This is a genomic window from Arthrobacter sp. SAFR-044, from assembly GCF_059414985.1.
This window is the reverse complement of record NZ_JBPFDN010000005.1, coordinates 119,235-137,008: the sequence shown is the minus strand read 5'-3', so window position 1 is coordinate 137,008 and position 17,774 is coordinate 119,235. Positions and strand designations below refer to the sequence as shown.

General features: G+C 63.7%; 17 protein-coding genes. 4 read left to right on the top strand and 13 right to left on the bottom strand.

The features are described 5' to 3' along the window. Window positions 1-192 precede the first annotated feature (192 nt). The 12 genes from ACR65J_RS09810 to ACR65J_RS09755 all read right to left on the bottom strand — a co-directional run bounded on the left by ACR65J_RS09810 (window position 193) and on the right by ACR65J_RS09755 (window position 11,293). Window positions 193-471, bottom strand: a complete 279-nt coding sequence (locus ACR65J_RS09810) for a recombinase family protein (protein ID WP_440168177.1) — start codon at window positions 469-471, stop codon at window positions 193-195. 210 nt (window positions 472-681) lie between these two features. Beyond that, entirely contained in the window at window positions 682-960 is a 279-nt protein-coding gene (locus ACR65J_RS09805) for an HPr family phosphocarrier protein (protein WP_440168175.1), read from the bottom strand. Between the two features lie 79 nt (window positions 961-1,039). Further along, window positions 1,040-1,888 (bottom strand): PRD domain-containing protein, encoded by an 849-nt coding sequence (locus ACR65J_RS09800; RefSeq protein WP_440168173.1) that lies wholly within the window; start codon window positions 1,886-1,888, stop codon window positions 1,040-1,042. 84 nt (window positions 1,889-1,972) lie between these two features. After that, on the bottom strand, window positions 1,973-3,421 hold the full coding sequence (locus ACR65J_RS09795) for a glycoside hydrolase family 1 protein (protein ID WP_440168171.1): 1,449 nt from the start codon (window positions 3,419-3,421) through the stop codon (window positions 1,973-1,975). Between the two features lie 14 nt (window positions 3,422-3,435). Further along, on the bottom strand, window positions 3,436-5,412 hold the full coding sequence (locus ACR65J_RS09790) for a glucose PTS transporter subunit IIA (RefSeq protein WP_440168169.1): 1,977 nt from the start codon (window positions 5,410-5,412) through the stop codon (window positions 3,436-3,438). 456 nt (window positions 5,413-5,868) lie between these two features. Next, window positions 5,869-7,077: an MFS transporter gene (locus tag ACR65J_RS09785; RefSeq protein ID WP_440168167.1), complete on the bottom strand. Its 1,209-nt coding sequence runs from the start codon at window positions 7,075-7,077 to the stop codon at window positions 5,869-5,871. Beyond that, window positions 7,074-7,469 carry a DUF2255 family protein gene (locus ACR65J_RS09780; RefSeq protein ID WP_440168166.1) on the bottom strand — a complete coding sequence of 132 codons (396 nt, stop codon included), beginning with the start codon at window positions 7,467-7,469 and terminating at the stop codon, window positions 7,074-7,076. Before ACR65J_RS09780 ends, ACR65J_RS09785 begins: the two co-directional genes overlap by 4 nt. Further along, complete coding sequence (locus ACR65J_RS09775) at window positions 7,466-8,692, bottom strand: MFS transporter (RefSeq protein ID WP_440168164.1); 1,227 nt, start codon at window positions 8,690-8,692, stop codon at window positions 7,466-7,468. Before ACR65J_RS09775 ends, ACR65J_RS09780 begins: the two co-directional genes overlap by 4 nt. Before the next feature lie 83 nt (window positions 8,693-8,775). Beyond that, window positions 8,776-9,798 carry a zinc-dependent alcohol dehydrogenase family protein gene (locus tag ACR65J_RS09770; protein WP_440168162.1) on the bottom strand — a complete coding sequence of 341 codons (1,023 nt, stop codon included), beginning with the start codon at window positions 9,796-9,798 and terminating at the stop codon, window positions 8,776-8,778. Window positions 9,799-9,801: 3 nt separating this feature from the next. Beyond that, window positions 9,802-10,143 carry a carboxymuconolactone decarboxylase family protein gene (locus ACR65J_RS09765; RefSeq protein WP_440168161.1) on the bottom strand — a complete coding sequence of 114 codons (342 nt, stop codon included), beginning with the start codon at window positions 10,141-10,143 and terminating at the stop codon, window positions 9,802-9,804. A 55-nt stretch (window positions 10,144-10,198) separates the two neighbouring features. After that, window positions 10,199-10,882 carry an NADPH-dependent F420 reductase gene (locus ACR65J_RS09760; RefSeq protein ID WP_440168159.1) on the bottom strand — a complete coding sequence of 228 codons (684 nt, stop codon included), beginning with the start codon at window positions 10,880-10,882 and terminating at the stop codon, window positions 10,199-10,201. Between the two features lie 48 nt (window positions 10,883-10,930). Continuing rightward, the gene (locus ACR65J_RS09755; protein WP_440168157.1) at window positions 10,931-11,293 is read right to left on the bottom strand and encodes a cyclophilin-like fold protein; all 363 of its coding nucleotides are present in this window, start codon (window positions 11,291-11,293) and stop codon (window positions 10,931-10,933) included. A 322-nt stretch (window positions 11,294-11,615) separates the two neighbouring features. Here ACR65J_RS09755 and ACR65J_RS09750 point away from each other — a divergent pair, with 322 nt between their 5' ends. Genes ACR65J_RS09750 through ACR65J_RS09740 form a run of 3 tightly spaced genes read left to right on the top strand, consistent with a single transcriptional unit; the run spans window position 11,616 to window position 13,953 of the window. Further along, window positions 11,616-12,563 (top strand): helix-turn-helix transcriptional regulator, encoded by a 948-nt coding sequence (locus ACR65J_RS09750; RefSeq protein ID WP_440168459.1) that lies wholly within the window; start codon window positions 11,616-11,618, stop codon window positions 12,561-12,563. Further along, window positions 12,563-12,970 carry a (R)-mandelonitrile lyase gene (locus tag ACR65J_RS09745; RefSeq protein WP_440168155.1) on the top strand — a complete coding sequence of 136 codons (408 nt, stop codon included), beginning with the start codon at window positions 12,563-12,565 and terminating at the stop codon, window positions 12,968-12,970. The genes ACR65J_RS09750 and ACR65J_RS09745 overlap by 1 nt, the downstream gene beginning before the upstream one ends. After that, window positions 12,970-13,953, top strand: coding sequence for an aldo/keto reductase (locus tag ACR65J_RS09740; protein ID WP_440168154.1), 984 nt, complete (start codon window positions 12,970-12,972; stop codon window positions 13,951-13,953). Before ACR65J_RS09745 ends, ACR65J_RS09740 begins: the two co-directional genes overlap by 1 nt. 1,565 nt (window positions 13,954-15,518) lie before the next feature. Here the strand turns inward: ACR65J_RS09740 and ACR65J_RS09735 are convergent. Then, window positions 15,519-15,920, bottom strand: a complete 402-nt coding sequence (locus ACR65J_RS09735) for a hypothetical protein (protein WP_440168153.1) — start codon at window positions 15,918-15,920, stop codon at window positions 15,519-15,521. Window positions 15,921-16,750: 830 nt separating this feature from the next. On the opposite strand from ACR65J_RS09735, the gene ACR65J_RS09730 reads away from it, so the two are divergent. After that, window positions 16,751-17,596 (top strand): MFS transporter, encoded by an 846-nt coding sequence (locus tag ACR65J_RS09730; RefSeq protein WP_440168151.1) that lies wholly within the window; start codon window positions 16,751-16,753, stop codon window positions 17,594-17,596. The last annotated feature ends 178 nt before the right edge of the window (window positions 17,597-17,774 follow it).

Below are 17,774 nucleotides of genomic sequence, written 5' to 3'. Positions count from 1 at the left end.
TGCCCATCCTGGAGCCGCACCTAATGACCTGGTGCGCCTTCCGGCCGGGCGAAGCCCAGTGACTCTGTGAGTCTGTCGCCCTGTCACCCTGCGGCTCCTAGTCCCGCTCTGGCAGTACCTTCTTGAGCGCATACTGGGACGCCCCTCGGCCGCGGACCACCGCGTCCGCCGGCACTTCGATGCCGAACTTCTTCAGGTAGCGGTACATGGTCGGGCGGGACAGACAACAGCCTCTGCCGCCTCGGCAGGAGTGCCGTCCGCAAGGAGCTGGCGTACAGCCTTAAGCTTCGTTTCGATGGTCCCCTGTTTGGGCGCCTGCCGGCCGAACTTCACGCCCCGGGCCTGTGCGGCCATCACCCCAGATCGCACCCGCTCAGTAATCAACTCGCGCTCGTACCGCGCCAGGCTGGCGAAGAGGGCCAACTGGCGGCGATCGGAGGTTCTGTAGAGTTCACGTGTCTCATGAGACATTGGACTCCTGCTGCACCGCTGGGGCCCGGTGGACTCCACGGGTTCCCGCGATTCGATGCTGACCCGGATACTCTCGGGCGAGGTCGTCGTCAATCCCAAGTGCATCCGGGTACTGGCACCTGGCGAACCCTTCCGGCTCTCGTACCAGCGCCCGGTAACCGGCGCAGGATGAGCGGTTGGTGTTGGTCAGGCAGTACTGGCGTTTCAGCCCTACCGGGCGTCGAGGTCCGTTTCGAGTAATGCGGCCAACTGCTCGAGGGCGTCTTCGGCGCCTGGGCCTTCGGCGCGAAGCACTACGGTGTCGCCGTTTCCGGCGCCGAGGCTCATCAGGGACAGGATGCTTGCGGCGTCCATGGCCTCGTCCTTCAAAGCACCGTCGTGGGCGATGGTGACCTCGGTGTCCAGGGCGGCAGCGGCTTCGGTGAAGATGGCGGCGGGGCGGGCGTGGAGACCGGAGGCGCTGGCGATGACTGCTTTGCGTTCGGGCATGGTTGGCTCCTTAAACAGGGATTGGTTTGGTGCGGTTTGGTTTGGTTTGTAGGGTGCTGGGAGGTCTTGGGCGTATCAGTTAACCGGGGACTTTGACGTCGGTGACGAGCCGGGCGACGTGGAGTGCGAGGTAGGCGACTTCGTCGCGGGTCAGGGTAGTGTTGAGGCCCATTTCCAGTAGGTACTGGATTTTGGCGGCGCACACCACCGCTTCGGGATGGCTCTCGATGATGGCGTCGGCCAGGAGGGATGACTCCTCGGAGATCTGTTTTCCGGAGGCTATCCGGCTGAACAAGTACCGCAGGTGGGTGACAAACCGGGCGGCGTTCATCGATTGCTGATCCACGTCGATACCGAAGGTCCGGTCGACCAGTTGAAAGGCTTGCTTTATCACCCCTGTCATTTGCATGGTTTTTTCCATGCCGGGGGTGGCGAACTGCGCGTTGACGAAGTGCATGGCTAAGGCGACGGCTTCGTCGTCACTCAACCGGATACCGAGCGAGGTCTCGACAAGGCCCAGAGCCTCACGGCCCGTGTCCAGTTCCTTTGGGTAGAGCTGGGACACTTCCCAGGCCAAGGGGAATTGGGCGGGGATTCCTTCTTCGAGCCGCTGCACGGCAAAGTGCAGGTGATCAGCCAGTGGTACTACCAATGCCTGGCTGACCCTTAGCCCGAGGCGTTCCTGCGCCAGCGCGGCCACTTCGCCTGCGGCAGTCAGGTAGTCCAGCGGGATGTCATTCAGGAACCGCGCCAGGCGGTCCATGTTGGTGTTTTCTGCCGTGACAAACACTTGGTCTGCGGTGTCGCGGTGAATGTCATCACCGGGTTTGCGGCCGTGCCCAAGGCCCCGGCCAATAGCAACCAGATCCTTGCCGTCATCATCGACTGCCAGCACGGCGTTGTTGTTGAGCACGCGCTTGATCTTCACGTCTTACCGTTCCTTCCAAAAATGCATTGCGGTGGTGCGGGGCTCTACCCCGCACCACCGATGCGCTACAGCCTATGGTGGCAGTCAGCGTCCGGGCTGAGCTGCCGTTGGGGCCGCATGCTCCAGTCGCTCACCGCGGGATGCGATGACGTCCTGGTACCAGAAGTAGCTGTCCTTGCGGATGCGGGCAAGGTCCTTCAGGTCATCCTCGGTGCGGTCCACGAAGATGAAGCCGTAGCGTTTGGAGATGCCTTGGTGCGTTGACACCAGGTCGATTGCCGTCCAGGGGCAGTAGCCGAAGACCTCGACCCCGTCGGTGATGGCCAGTTGGATCTGTTCCAGGTGCAAACGCAGGAACTCGATCCTGTAGTCGTCGTGCACGCGGCCGTCCACCAGTTCATCGAAGGCGCCCAGCCCGTTCTCGGTAATGATCAGCGGCAACCGGTACCGGTCCCAAAGCCGGCGCATGGTGGTGCGGAACCCCACTGGGTCAATCTCCCAACCGAAGGCGTTGACCGGCAGGTGTTGGTTTTTTTCTGCCCGGTACAGGCCGACTTCGCCGCGCACGACCTGTTGGTCCCCGCCCCGGACCTGGATGTCCGAGGCGTCACCGCGGGAAGCACCCACGGTCTGGGTCGAGTAGTAGTTGAAGGCGAGGAAGTCCGGCTTCGCGCCGGCCAGGAGGTCCAGGTCTCCGTCCAGGATTTCCGGCTCCCATCCCTTGGCCTTGAGGTATACCCATGCCAGCGGGTGGTAGCTGCCGCGCACGGACAGGTCCGTATAGAGCAGGTTCCGGATAGCGTCCCAGTCGTCCGCCGCGATCACGTCCTCGGGCGCGCACGTGGCCGCGTACACCGAAACGATGTTTGGCGCGGGTCCGATCTTAGCCTCGGGAAGGATCTCGTGGCAGAGGATCATGGCTTTGGCCTGCGCCAGGAACATGTGGTGGTTTTGTTGGTACAGCTCCCGCCCGGCGACTTGGCCGCTGCGGCCTGTGGTGCCGATGGCCCGTCCGTGCAGGATCATCATGTTTTGTTCGTTGATGGTGAGCCAGTATTTGACCTTTGAACCGTATTCCTCGAAGAGGATCCGGGCGTACCGTTCGAACGCGTCGATGGTGCTCCGCTCGGACCAGCCACCGCGTTCATCGAGGGCTGCGGGCAGGTCGAAGTGGTACATGGTCACTACGGGCTCGATGCCACGGGCGAGGAGAGCGTCAATCACGCGGTGGTAGTGCGCGATGCCGGCCGGGTTAACCTCTCCGTCGCCGTCGGGGACGATGCGGGTCCATGCGATGGAGAACCGGTATGCGGTGAGGCCCAGTTCGGCGAAGAGTTCCACATCCTCGTCAAAGCGGTGGTAGTGGTCGGCGGCTACGGTGAAGTCGGTGACTCCTTCCGGGCGGTGCATGTGGCTGTCGATGACGGATGGGCCTTTGCCGTCCGCGTCCCAGGCGCCCTCTACCTGGTAGGCGGAGGTGGAGGCTCCCCAGAGGAAATCGGCGGGGAACGGTGTGAGTTGTTCGTGCTGCATGCGGATGTCCCTTTCTAGCGTCCGACGGCGGCGATCAGAGTGCCGGGCACGACGTCGCCTTGGGCCAGTGGCTGGACGGGTGCGTCCTTGGGTCCGTTGGTCACGACGACGAGGACGGTGGCGGGGTGGCCGGCTTCGCGGATGGCGTTGAGGTCAGCGGTGACGAGTCGTTGTCCGGCTTCGACCCGGGTGCCGCGGGCGAGCGGGTTGTGGAAGCCTTCGCCCTGCATGGTGACGGTGTCGATGCCGACGTGCACGAGCACCTCTGCCCCGTCGTCGGTTTTGATTCCGAAGGCGTGGCCGGTCTTCATGGCCACCGCGATGGTCCCGGTGACCGGGGAGACGATGGTGTCCTCGGACGGTTCCACGGCGATGCCGGGGCCCATGGCGCCGGAGGCGAAGACGGGGTCGCTGACCTGGGTCAACGGGACCACCGAGCCTGCGCAGGGAGCTGCCAGTTGGATGGTCTCGGTCCGTACCAGCGTGGTGGTGGCGCCGGCGGTGCCGGCGGTAGCAGCTGATACACGGCGTCCGGAAGCCGCGGGGGCTTCCTCTTCCACGGACGGAGCTGCCTTTTCGTCCGTCGCCTCGATGACGGGCTTTTCGTATTTGAAGGACAGGATGAAGGTCAGCCCGCCGGATACTACTGCGGCGATGGCGAGGGCGATGATGATGTTGATGAGGTTCTGCAGGGAATTATCGCCGATGTAGAGAAACACGGCGGGCAGTCCGGAGGAGCCGGTGGCGAAGCGGTGCGTCTGGGTCAAACCGGCGTACAGGCCGCCGGCGCCGCCGCCGATCATGGCCGCGATCAGCGGGTAGCGCTTGGGCAGGGCGATGCCGTAGAGGATGGGTTCGGTGATGCCCATCAGGCCAGTGATACCGCCTGCGGTGGCGATCTGGCGGGTCTTTTTGTCCCGGACGCGGAAAGCGACGACGAGTGATGCGACGCCCATGGCGATGTTGGATACCAGGGCTCCGGGGCCGAAGATGCTCTCCTTGCCCGTTTGGGCGAGCTGGACGACGCCGAGTGGCGCGATGCCGTTGTGCAGGCCGAACATGACCATGACGGGAAGGGCCGCACCCACCAGAAGGGCGGGCGCCCAGGCGGCGTTGGTGCTCAGGAACCCGAAGAAGGAGCCGAGGTAGCCGCTGAGGATGCTGCCAATGGGCCCGAGGACAACAAGGGCCAAGGTGCCCATGATGAGGAACGTGAGCATGGGCACGAAGACGAGGTTTACGGACTTGGGGACGATCCGGGTCAGGAAGCGCTCTACGTAGGACTGTGCGAGGACCACCAGGATGATCGGGATCACCGCCCCGGAGTAGGTGGCCAGCGGGACCGGCAGTACGTCGAAGAAGCTGACCGGGTCCTTCTTGGCGACCATCGCGGTCCACACCGGGTGCAGCATCATAGCCGCTACCGCTGCGGCGAGGATGGGGCTGATCTTGAGCTTCTGCGCGGCCGTAAAGGCCAGAAGCACCGGAAGGAAGTAGAACACGGCGTCTGCGAACATGTTCACCAGCGCATACGTCTGTGATTCCCGGGACACCAGGTTCAGGACCACCAACACTGCCAGCAGCGCCTTGACCATGCCGGCGCCGGACAGTGCAGGGATTACCGGCTGGAAGACGCTGGCGACGAAGTCAATGATGGCCGTGCCGGCGTGCTTCTTGCCGGTTCTGGCTGGCTGGCCGGTAGAACCGGCGCCGCTTGGGGCGGCCGCTTTGGTCGAGAGGTCACCGACTTCGCGTTCGATCTCCTCGAAGACGTCCTGGACGTGCGTCCCGACAACTACCTGGAAGACGCCGGCATTGGACAGGGACTTGGCGATGCCTTCGGTGGCATTCAGTTCATCGAGGGCGACGGCCGATTCGTCCCGCAGGACGAATCGGATCCGGGTCTGGCAATGGTATGCCTCGATGATGTTGGCTTTTCCGCCGATGAGCCGCACGATTTCGGTGGCTAAGGGAGCATATTTTTTGCTCATGATTTATCCTCGCGTTCTTCAGACTGCTTACTGGCAGTCGGGGGAGGGCAACGCGGCTCGGGAAGCTTTCTCTGGGCACAAAAAAAGCTCAAGCCGGTTGACCGATGAAGGTCGAAGAGCTTGAGCCTTGCCCCGCGCGCAGCGGGTTACATACCCAGGTCTCGAAAGAACCAAGAACAGTGTGGCAGGTGATACGTATCACGTCAACCCGGCATAGCCCGGGACGGCGGATCCGATATTGATGGTCCGTGGCCCGCTCCGTGCCGGACGCCAGGGACAACACCGACGAGCTCACCCGCAATGGTGTGAACACCCAACGGACGGCTTCGGGGAAGCCGGACCAGGACCTGGAATCACAAGCCACTGATCGGTATTTGCGGGGAGTGTCCAACGAAGGGTGCTCCAATTCCAGCGAAGTGGAACACCCTTCGGTGACTGGAAGAGGACGCCTGCTTCTCAGGGGTGGGCGGGGTTGGTTGTGTAGGCGCCGGTGGTACGTCCGATGGCCCATACGCTCAGGGCGATTCCGGCGATGACGGCTCCGGCGGCACAGACTAGTGCCCAGCCGCCGGCGACGTAGAGCGCCGACCCGGCAGCGGATCCGATGGCACCGGCGACGAAGTTGGTGAACACGAAGGCGGTATTGACGCGGCTGCGTGCTTCCGGAGCGGTCTCGAACAGGCGGACCTGGTTGAGGAGGTTCTGCCCCTGCACGGCGACGTCGAGGACGATGACCGCGACGAGCAAGCCGATCAGCGACGTGGGGGCGAAGCCGGCGATGACCCACGCTATGAGGGCGGCGACCCAGGCGATGCCGGTCGCGGGGATGGACCAGCCCCGGTCGGAGAGGCGTCCTGCTCGCTGCGCGGCGAGAGCGCCGACGAGTCCTGCAAGACCGACGAGTCCGATCTGGGTCACGTCGAGGGAGAGCGGTGCTGCGGAGAGTTGAAAGGTGAGGACGGTCCAGAACATGGTGAAGCTTGCGAACCCGCAGGCCCCAAGCGGGAGTGTCCAGCGGACGGCACGGTGGCGTGCCACGACGACAAACACGGAGCCGATCAGTGCCGGGTACGCCAGGGACGTCTTGGCGGGCACTTCCGGGAGCACCCGCCAGAGCACGACGGCGATGACCGCGGTCAGTGCTGCGGCGACGAAGAAGATTGCCTGCCAGCCCGCGACGCCGGCAATCAGGCCGGAGACGGTGCGCGAGGCAAGGATGCCGATCAGGAGACCGGACGTCACGATCCCGACCATGCGACCGCGCGTGGTGTGGTCCGCGAGGTCTCCGGTCAACGGGGTGAGCAGCTGCCCGGACACCGTGGTGATACCGATGGCCGCGGACATCACCAGCAGCACTCCGTAGCCTGGGGCAAGCGCGGCGCCCAGCAGCGCCAGCGCGGACACGGCCATCAGGGCGGGGATCAATCGTGAGCGCCGCAGGACATCGCCCAGGGGAACGAGCAGCAGAACTCCGAGGGCGTACCCGATTTGTGTAAGGGTGACGATCAGCCCGGCGCCGGAGGCGGTGAGCCCGAAGTCGTGCCCGATCAGCTCCAGCAACGGCTGGGCCCAGTAGAGGTTGCCGACCGCGACGCCACCGGCGATGGCGAACAGAACAGCGAGGTTGCGCGTCATCCGCGCTGCTGGCTCCGTTTGAGTGCTCATGCCCCGGCCTCACTGTCCGAGTTGGCCGGAGCGATCTTCACGGTGGCGGCCTTCGCGCGGGCGCCGATCATCGGTGCGAGGTAGGGGCTGCCCGCGTATTTGCTGCGGTAGGCGGCGTCAACACCGTCGCTGACGGCTGCTTCGGCGGGGGTGAAGGTGACGTTAAGGGTGTGTCCCCCGGCGCTGATTCGCCCTCCGCCCTTGCTCATGGCGGAGGCGTGCCACCGCGAGGCGACGCCGTTGTAGGCGCGGACGTACAGGTCGCCGTCGACGACGACGGACCAGATCCAAGTCGGGGTGCCGTAGGTGGTGCCGTCGGTGCGGAACGGGGAAATGTGAAGGTCGTCTGTGCCGGCGATGTCCGCGAGGACGGTCGGGTTCCAGGGTGTCACGGGGTGCTCCTGTCGGTGCGTGAGGGATGAAGGGCGAGGATGGCGATGGCCGCCGCGATCGCGACGAGGCCGGCGTATCCGGCGAACAGCTGCGGGAGGGTAATCAGTCCGGCGAGCCTTCCGGCGATAAGGGCGGGTACGGCGGCACCGGTGTAGGAGATCACGTAGATCGTCGACAGGGTTGCCCCGCGCTGACGGGCCGGAGTGTGCTCGAGGATCGTCCGGGTGCCGCCGGAAGCGACCACCCCCTGGGCGATCCCGCCGAGAAGGCTGCTGATCAGGAACGGGATGATCGCCCCGGCCCAGAGCGCGAGGAGCGCCCCGAGGACGGCGAGGGTGAAGATGATCGAGCCAATGCGGATCGCCCGGCGAGGCCCGAGTCTCCCGGCGATAGGGCCACCCAGTGGGGCTGCGATCATGATCGATGAGAACACGGCCGCTGCAACCAGGACGCTGTCGCTGCCCAGGTTGTCGGTGGTGATCGTGGGCGCGAACGCCTGATAGAAACCCCCGATGCACCAGGTCCCGACGAACGCGGCGCCGACCGCGAACACCAGCCTCCCTGCACCATCGGGGACGCTGATCTGAGGGCGGAGGGAGCGCCGTGCTCCCGGCGCGGGGGTGGATGTTTCCGGCGCGAACAAGAGGCCGACGCCGAGAACAGCGAGGACGGCGGCGATCACAACGAACGGGAGCACCCTGGGCAGGGGCGCGGTCTCGACGAGAACCGCGGCGAAAAGGGCACCGAGCGGGATGCCGAGCATCGGCCCGCTGCCGGTGATCATCGCCGGAAGCCACGCCGGTTTTCCCCGCGCCGTATCGAACACGTACGCGCCCATCCCGGATGCGGCGGGCCCAGAACCGAGGCCTTGGAGCAGCCGGGCGACCAACAAAGCCGGCGTCGTGTGCACGCCGGTCATTAGCAGTGACCCGGCGATGGCGAAGCCGATGGAGCCGAGGATCACGGGTTTGCGCCCGGTGTGATCGGAGAGTCGCCCGAGGACAAGCAACGAAAACAGGGTGCCCGCGAAGTAGCCGACGGCGCCAAAGGCGAGGTCTCCGGTCGCGATGCCGTCCTCGGCCCGGTACAGGTCGTACAGCGGGATGGGCGCCCCGGCGGCAGCGAACACCATCACGAACGCTGCCGCAGCGATGATGAACGAGGCTCCGGCTGGAAGCCGAGCCGCTGCCTGGGACGACGACGGCACGGTTCGGGTGTTCATGCGCGGCTCTCCTTTTCGTGGTCTTGTGGTGGGCGATGTCAGTCGAGGGCTCTGCCCGGGCGCGGCCCGGGAAGCGCCCAGGGTCAGTTCCCGGGGGTGAGGAGGACCTTGATGGCGCGGCGTTCGTCCATTGCTTTGTACCCGTCCGCGACCTGTGAGAGCGGGAGGGTGAGGTCGAAGACCTTGCCGGGGTCGATCTCACGCTTCCAGATCCGGTCGATCAGGTCCGGCAGGAACCTGCGCACCGGTGCGGGACCGCCATGCACATGGATCCCGGCGAAGAACAATTCGTCACCGGGAATTTCGATGCCATGGGCAACACCAACGAAGCCGAGATGCCCACCGGGACGGGTGGAGCGGATGGCCTGCATCATCGCTTCCTGCGTGCCGACCGCCTCAACGACGGAGTGCGCACCGAGCCCGTTGGTGAGTTCCTTGATCTTCGCCACACCCTCGTCGCCACGTTCCTCGACGATGTCGGTCGCACCAAATTCGAGGGCGAGCTTTTGCCGGGACACATGACGGGACATGGCGATGATGCGTTCCGCGCCCAACTGTTTCGCGGCGAGGATCGCGAGCAGGCCCACGGCGCCGTCCCCGACGACCACGACGGTCTTACCCGGACCCGCCTCAGCGGCGACCGCGCCGAACCAGCCGGTGCCGAGCACGTCGGAGGCTGCCAGCAGCGACGGGATCAGGTCGGCGTCAGGTATTCCGGGGGTGGCGACCAGGGTGCCATCGGCCATGGGGACGCGCAGCAATTGTGCCTGGGCGCCGCCGACGAACTCGACGTGCTCGCACCGGGACTGGTAGCCGGCCCGGCAGATCTCGCAGGTGTTGTCGGAGGCGAAGAAGGACCCGATCACAAAGTCACCGACCTTGATCGTTTTCACGTCCTCGCCGATCTGCTCAACGATCCCGACGTATTCGTGACCCATCGCGGTGGGGTTGTGGACCGGGTTGATGCCGCGGTAGTCCCACAGGTCAGATCCGCACACGCAGGAAGCGGACACGCGCAGGATCGCGGCGGTGGGTTTTTCGATTACCGGGTCGGTGCGCTCTTCGAGACGCAAGTCACCGGGGGCATGGATAGTGACTCCATACATTCTTTAGTTCTCCTTCTCGGGGGTGAAGACCTTCTTGGCCACGGCCATTGCGGCCATGCCGTTGGGCCAGCCGGTGTAGAAGGCCAGCTGCAGGATCGCTTCTTTCAGTTCGTCCTCGGTGACGCCGTTCTGGCGGGCAAAGTCGAGGTGGAAGGTGAGCTGGTCGGTCTTGCCCATCGCGGTAAGGGCCGCGACAGTAATCAGGCTCCGGTCCCGCTTCGAGAGCCCGTCCCGTTCCCAGACCTCGTCGAACAGCACCCGGTCGGTGTAGTGCACCATTCCGGGCGCGAAATCGCCGAACGCGTTCTGGCCGCCGGTCCAGCCGGTCTTAGGGGTCTCAGTCATGGTTGGTTCCTCCTGCATCTCTGACGGCGCAGCCGTCTGATGGGGTGTGCGTGGTCTAGCGGACGATGGCGATGTTGAAGTCGAAGGTGTCAAGAGCTCCGACGAGTTCGAAGTACAGCCGGGAATACATTTCCGCGCCGCGGGCTCCGCGGATGCCGCCGAGGTCTACGATCACGTCTTCGTCCCAGCCGAATTCGCGCAGGAGTGCGCGGGCGGTCTCCTTCGCGTCCGCGTCCTCGCCGGCGATGAAGATGTTGTGCTTCCCGGGTACTCGTCCCGGGTCGACCATGACCTCGATGAACACTGTGGTGAGCATCTTCACGACCCGCGCCTCGGGGTGGGCGCGCTGAATCTGCTCAGCGAGGCTGTCGGTGTTCGCGACCGTCAACGTCGGCGGCATGCCCTCGGAGAAGTCGAGCGGGAGGGCAACATCGATGAGGACTTTGCCTGCCAGGTTCTCGGCTCCGGTGGCCTCGAGCGCGGCCAGCGAGAGGGCGCCGTGCGTCGCGTTCACGATGACTTCGGCGCGGGCGCCGGCTTCGGCGAAGGGCAGGAGTGCGATCGTCGAGTGGGCTGTGTGCCAGTCGGAGAACGGCGGGTTCCCCATGGAGTCGGAATCGGTGCGTGCGAGGGTTTGCCCGACGTCCCTGGTGCCGATCGCGACGTCGTGGCCGAGTTCGCTGAGCCGGGCGGAGAGGCCGCGGCCGACCATGCCTGTTCCCAGGACGGTGATGTTCATATCAGTTTCCAATCGTTGATGTTGCGGGGAAGGCTGGCGCGGAGGCGATCACTGAACCGCCTCGATGGTCAGGGTGAAATCGGCTCCCGCATTCGAAATGACGTCGAGGCCGTCGGTGACCGTGCCCAGACGGACGAGTCCCGGGTCCGGGACCGGTCGTGAGTCATCGCTGCGGTAGAAGATCGCGACCTCGCCGGTCGGGGACCAATAAGAGATGTCACCAGGCTCGAACGTGAACACCCGTTCCCCGTCGGGCCCCAGTGGCCGTGGCAGCGGGCCCGGCTTCTCTCTTCCGAACAGGTCGTACATTGTCACCGTCACCGGCAGGAGTGAGGCAAAGTCACCGGCGGTGGGGTTGTCGAATAGCGCCGCCATCGCGCTCCGTCCGTTGACGGTCAGTCGGATCTGCAAAGGAAAAGGTCTCCTGGTCCGGGTGGTTGTTGGGGTGGGTGTGGTTACCGTCGGACGTTTCTGCGGAGTAACAGCAAACGTCGTCGGTACCGGTCCCGCAGGGTATGCGCCCCTGCCCACCGACAGCGGGGCGGATGCTGCCGACGAGCGGATCATGCCCAGCACGGTCGGCGCTGTGACGGGGCTCATGCGCATGCGAGGTCCTTTGTTCCGTGGGGTGTACCTCTATGGAACTTCCTTTAATTGGTGCGTGGGAGTCACTGGTGATAGGTGTACTGACAGGGCATCCCTCCCGTGACGGCTCATGCGTAACGTAGGGGTCATGGACAACCGGAACGAGGTGCGTCAATTCCTCACCAGCCGCCGCGCGAAGCTCACACCCGAGCAGGCCGGCCTCCCTGCTGGTGGCAATCGCCGTGTCGCAGGACTGCGGCGTAGCGAGGTGGCGATGCTCGCCGACACGAGCATCGAGTATTACGCGAAGATCGAGCGCGGGAATCTGGCCGGCGTCTCCGACTCCGTCCTGGACGCCATCGCGCGGGCCCTGCAACTGGACGATGCTGAGCGCGAACACCTGTTCGACCTCGCCCGCGCCGCGAACGGTGCCGCCGTTGCCGTACCTCGCCGCAAACCGAAGCAGTGGGTCACACGGCCGGGGCTGCAGCTCGCGCTGGATGCCATCACCGCGAGTCCGGCGTTCGTGCGCAACGGGCGGATGGACATCCTGGCGGTCAACCCCCTCGGCGCCGCTTTCTACGACGAGGTCCTGGACGGACCGGGCCGGGGAAACCTGGCACGCTATAACTTCCTTGACGAACGCTCCCAGATTTTCTACCCGGACTGGGACGCCGCAGCTGACGTCTGTGTCTCGATCCTCCGTACCGAGGCAGGCCGGGATCCCCGCGACAAGCAACTGCACGACCTCATCGGGGAACTGTCCACCCGCAGTGATGAGTTCCGTACCCGGTGGGGTGCGCACAACGTGCGCCGGCACGGCTCAGGGACGAAGAACTTCCACCATCACGTCGTGGGAGAACTGACCCTCAGCTACGAAGGCCTCGAACTCACCGCCGAGCCGGGATTGTCGTTCCTGATCTACACCGCCGAACCCGGCTCGCCCTCCCACGAGCGTCTCCAGCTGCTCGCCAGCTGGGCCGCGACCCAGCAGGCGTCCGCCGGGGAGAGCACCACCCGTCATCGTCACGCCACAACGAACGCAGAGAAAAGCGCCCCATTGAGCGCAACCAGAAGCATTGAGGAGAAATACTGATGGAGATCATCCCGAAGACCGCGACGAGCAAGGGCCCGGCGGAGACCTTCACGGGCGATGTATACGTGGATGCGATCGCCGCACCGCGCGAGCCGGACCAGCGCATGCTCGTTGCCCGGGTCCGGTTCACGCCCGGCGCGCGCACTGCATGGCACTCCCATGCCCTGGGCCAGACACTGCACGTAACCGAAGGCGTCGCGCTGCTCGGCACCCGTGACGGGCAGGTCATCCGCGCCACCCCAGGTCAGACGATCTACACCCCGCCGGGAGAGGAGCACTGGCACGGCGCCACACCCGAAGACTTCATGGAACACCTTGCGCTGCTCGACAACGCTGACGACCCGTCGACCACCACCGACTGGCTGGAGCATGTCACGGACAAGGACTACCGGCAGGGAGCCCGCTGATGCACACCCGCACGCTCGGACAAGGACTCGAAGTGTCCGCCATTGGTCTTGGCTGCATGGGCATGTCCCAGAGCTACGGACCCAACCCCGGGACCCGTGAGGAGATGATCGGCGTCCTGCGCTCCGCCGTCGACCACGGCGTGACGTTCTTCGACACCGCTGAGGTCTACGGCCCCTACGTCAACGAGGAACTCGTCGGCGAGGCCCTCAAATCCGTGCGCGACCAGGTTGTCATCGCCACCAAGTTCGGTTTCGACATCGCCGGCGGCAAGGGCGGACTCAACAGCCGCCCGGAGCAGATCCGACGAGTGGCCGACGACTCGCTGCAGCGGCTGCGCACCGACACGATCGACCTGTTCTACCAGCACCGCGTCGATCCCGATGTACCGATCGAAGACGTCGCCGGAACGGTCGCCGAACTCGTCACCGAAGGCAAAGTGCGCCACTTCGGGCTCTCCGAAGCATCCGCCCACACCATCCGCCGCGCCCACACCGTACACCCGGTAACAGCGCTGCAAAGCGAGTACTCTCTCTGGACCCGAGACCCCGAAGCCGAGGTCCTGCCCACGCTCGCCGAACTGCGCATCGGGCTCGTTCCCTTCAGCCCGCTTGGCAAAGGCTTCCTCACCGGCACCGTAGACCAAAGCACCCAGTTCGCGGCCGGGGACGTGCGGACCACGATTCCGCGGTTCAGCGAGGAGAACCGCACCGCCAACCAGGCCCTTGTCGCGCATGTCGCAGCGATCGCCAAGGCCAAAGGAGCGACGCCCGGGCAGATCGCCCTTGCCTGGCTCCTCGCGCAGCAACCATGGATAGTCCCAATCCCCGGCACCAGGCGCACATCGCGGATCCAGGAAAACGCGGAATCCACCCAAGTGGCGCTCTCGGCCGACGAGCATGCCGACCTCTCGGCCCTCGCCGACCGGGTGGGAGTTGCAGGCGCACGCTACAACGAACACCACCTCGGACTCGTCGGCCGCTGAGGCTTTGGGCAACCTCCATGGGTGAGCTATCGTTCAAGCTCACCCATGGAGATGACTTCTTGGCACAGGTGCAGCCGGCTCCTGAAACGGATGCTCGCCCCGTGCACCGAAAGTGATGAATCAGGTCTTAGGTAGGGTGCATTGCTCAAATGTCGTGAATCCCATGGGGAAAGAGCCGTCTCGCCCGTTTAACCTGTCTCGAAACCTCTTTGTGTTGAAACCCTAGCCATATGAGTCAGTTGGTCGCCGGGGTGCGACATTTAGCGATCACAGAACACCGCCATTTATCGCCGAAAGTCACAGACGGGGCTAAGAAAAATTCACATTGAGCGGGGTGCTCGCGTCTCTACAAAGGATCCTTTATCGAGACAGGAGAAGCGACTTGTCAACCGTTCGGAAGGCCCTCGCTTTGCACCGGTTCCAGAGAACGACGGCGGCTCAACAACGTGTCGCACTTGGGACTGTCTCAATTAAAGGGAAAGTGACCTTTGATGCCCCGGCGCACCCTGATGCATCGCCCTGCACGACCTGGTTAGGAACAACGACACGGTCGGCCTGCTCAATGCCGCAGAGGTAGACCCCGTTGCGACCCATCTATGGGATGTTCCAGAACTTAGAACTGGAACACATCTGGTTGAGCCCGTTCTTCATTTGGTCCGTATCAGGTCGGCGAGTATCAGAGCGGACCAATCGGCGGAGCAGCACGGCGAAGTGCCAGGTTAGAGGGCGGCAGCACCGGGAGTACCTGCCCTCTGTCCAAACACTCAAGGTGCCAGTTATCGGTCCACGCCTGCCCGTCCGCCATGGAGCGCTCCTCCCCCACGCTCTTCAACCCCAGGAGCCGGCTTCGCTGTTGTCCTTCTGACGGCTGCCAAGCGGCTTTCCTGCGCTATCAGGACACTACGCACCGCCAGCAACGCTTAAATTCCCTACGTCGGTCTTCCGCCCGGCGATCAAGGAAAAGCAGACATAAGTGTGGACAGTGTCCACACCCCCTTTGGCAGGACAAACCGCGCGCATACGGCTCGCGGGACGTCTTAGTGGAGCCCACCAAAAAGATTCGCACCCAATTCGACGAAGTCATGTTGTGCCCGCAACCTCTAACCATGAATAGGTGTTGGCCACCCCCGGCCAACCCAACAGAACCGGAAGGAGGGCAGCATAAACCCAGCCACAGCAGGCGGAGGGCCCACCAGCCAGGATCTTGAACCCGCCACCCACACACCTGAATATGCTCAGCGGCAGCCTGGCCACATCCCGCACACCTAGCGTCAGAGGGACGCCACCACAAGCCATGTCAACACGTTAAAGCAAAAACCCCTCTGACGAGGGGATATGCCGTGCCCGAGGTGGGACTCGAACTACATTCCCGCCCTTGCAAACACTGGGAACCCGCGAAAACATAGGGAATCGGAAGCGGTACGGGGTCTGTTCGGCATGGTCAGAGCCGAAGGGCGTTGACACTGTCAACGGGTGTTTTCTCCCCACCTGGAACGTCGCTTCCTGACGGCCCATAATCCAACTTAGGGTGTGGCCAGGGGCCGGAGCGTACGCCCCCTCGGCTTTTATTTGGCGCAAGAGGCAGTCGTATCCGGCGAGAGCCCCAGCTTTAGGCGAATCTTCTGTGCAGTCGCAGCGCGCTCAGGCGGAGTTATCCAGCCGTTCCAAGCAGCAATTAGATTACCTTCCGTTGTTTGGTTGGCAACGTTTTGCGCCCCGCTGACGTCCTCGTACATGCCATTCGCTAATGCGGCAATGTCGGAACTAACAGCCTCAGGCCACATAACTTTTTCGGCGGTAAGGTTCTCGATAGCGGAGCGGTACGCATCCCGCAATGCCCCCGCTTCCGCCTTGGCAGCTTGCAGATCAAGAGGTTTGGTCTGTATAACGGTTGTCGTTTTATCCGCTTGCGCATTACTTGCACAAACAGCAGACAAGTAAGCCTTAGCCGCCTCATCTTTGCTCATGACAGTAGGTGTAGGCGTAGGCGTTGCTGTCGGACTTGCCTCCGGCGTCCCCGTCCCGCTTGCCCCTCCCGATCCGCCAACTGCCTGAGGGCCGCCGCTACAACCCGAAAGTGCAAGTGCCAACACCACGACAACATAAAACTCTTTCAAAGCGCCCCCATTTAAGCCAAAGCAACGATGCATTGAGGCCAGAGTAACACCACCTAAGCCACCTGCTGGTGGACCCTTTACTCCCGCTGCAACGAAATAAGCCGAGGCTAAACGTTTCCCAAATACGGACGTGGACGAGGCAGCTATGACTACCGGTCTGGCAACGCCCGGCTTTGCATTAGCTGTTGTTTGCGAAGTCCCGGCCCGAAAGCTTCTCTACGCGTTCGCGACTAAACGCACTTTGAGGACCAAGAGGCGCTACCGCTGCAGGCTTCGCCATCCTCGCCACGGCTCGTGTGCCTTGCGCGGACTTTCCCGGGAGATTGCCGTGCAGCTCAACGCTGCGTCCTTGCCTGATTATCAGTTCATAAACAACTATATAGATGACCCCTACGCCGTCGATGCCGTCCGCGTTGGGATGCATATTTATGGATCGTCTCGCCCAAAATTAGAGGTGGAAAGGGTAATCCGCCACGTTCCTCTGCTCGGACCTGGGCGGCTCCCCCGCTTTCAGCGATCCCGACCAAATACATGATGGCTGCCGCTGGTTTGTTAATTAGAAAATGTGACAGGACAAACGACCATCCGAGGGCTACCGCACAAGAGATTGACTAACGACTCGATGTTCCCGCCTCGACACCGCAGCACAGTTTTGACGCCAAAGTCAGGAATTACCGGCCATGCCCTCGGAGCAGTTGCTGACCTGGGGTTGGCGGCTTCCGTTCTGGGCCTCCGCCATCGTCGTCGTCGCTGCATACCTGATCCGCCGCCACATCCAGGAGCCGCCCGAGTTCGTAAAGGCCCAGGCTGCCAAGGTGAACGTCGCCCCACTCCGGCATCTTCTGCGCTTCCACTGGCGCGCGGTGCTGCGGATTGTATTCTGTGCGCTCATCGCGGGCACGAGCTACATGATGCAGACCTTCTCGGTGGCATTCGGTACCGCCGGGTACAAGCTGGATAAGCCAACCATGCTCCTGACGACCACAGTCTCGGCAGTGATCGCCCTCGGAGTCACGCCCCTGGCAGGATTCCTTGTGGACAAGATCGGCCGCAAAACGATGTTCCTCATCGCAACGGGCGGCGCAGGCATCACCATGGTGCCCTACCTGTGGTCAATCACGACCGGCAACTGGTCGCTGATCTTCCTGTTTGGCATCATCAACTACTCCCTCTTCTACTCAATGGTGAACGCGTCCTGGCCCTCGTTCTTCGCAGAGATGTTCCCCGGCCGGCTGCGCGTCTCCGGCCTCGCCCTGGGCACCCAGATCGGCTTTGCCATCTCGGGCGTCATCGGCCCCGTTCTCTCGACAGCACTCGCTGGCCCCGATCTGAAAGATTGGGTTGGGCCGTCCATGGTCGCACTCGGGTTCATGGTCCTGGCAGGGATCTCAGCCCTCACCGCCAAAGAGACCAAAAAGTACACGCTCAAGGAACTCGACGAAGTGCAGCAGGGCGAGCGGGAGACGGCCGTCCTCACGGCCGCGACCGTGTCTCCAGGCACGGCTACGCACGGTCTCGCTGGTTAGCCTGCCGTGTGCAAAAGTGACGGGTAAGCGTCCGCCTGAGCCGATCGCGCACCAGCTGTACTGGGTCAGGACGTTCGTTACATCGTGAATACGGAAAGACCTCTTAGTTTGGTGGCTACCACACAGCCAACGACTAAGAGGTCTTACCGTCCAGCCCGTAATGCCCGCTTGGCATAGG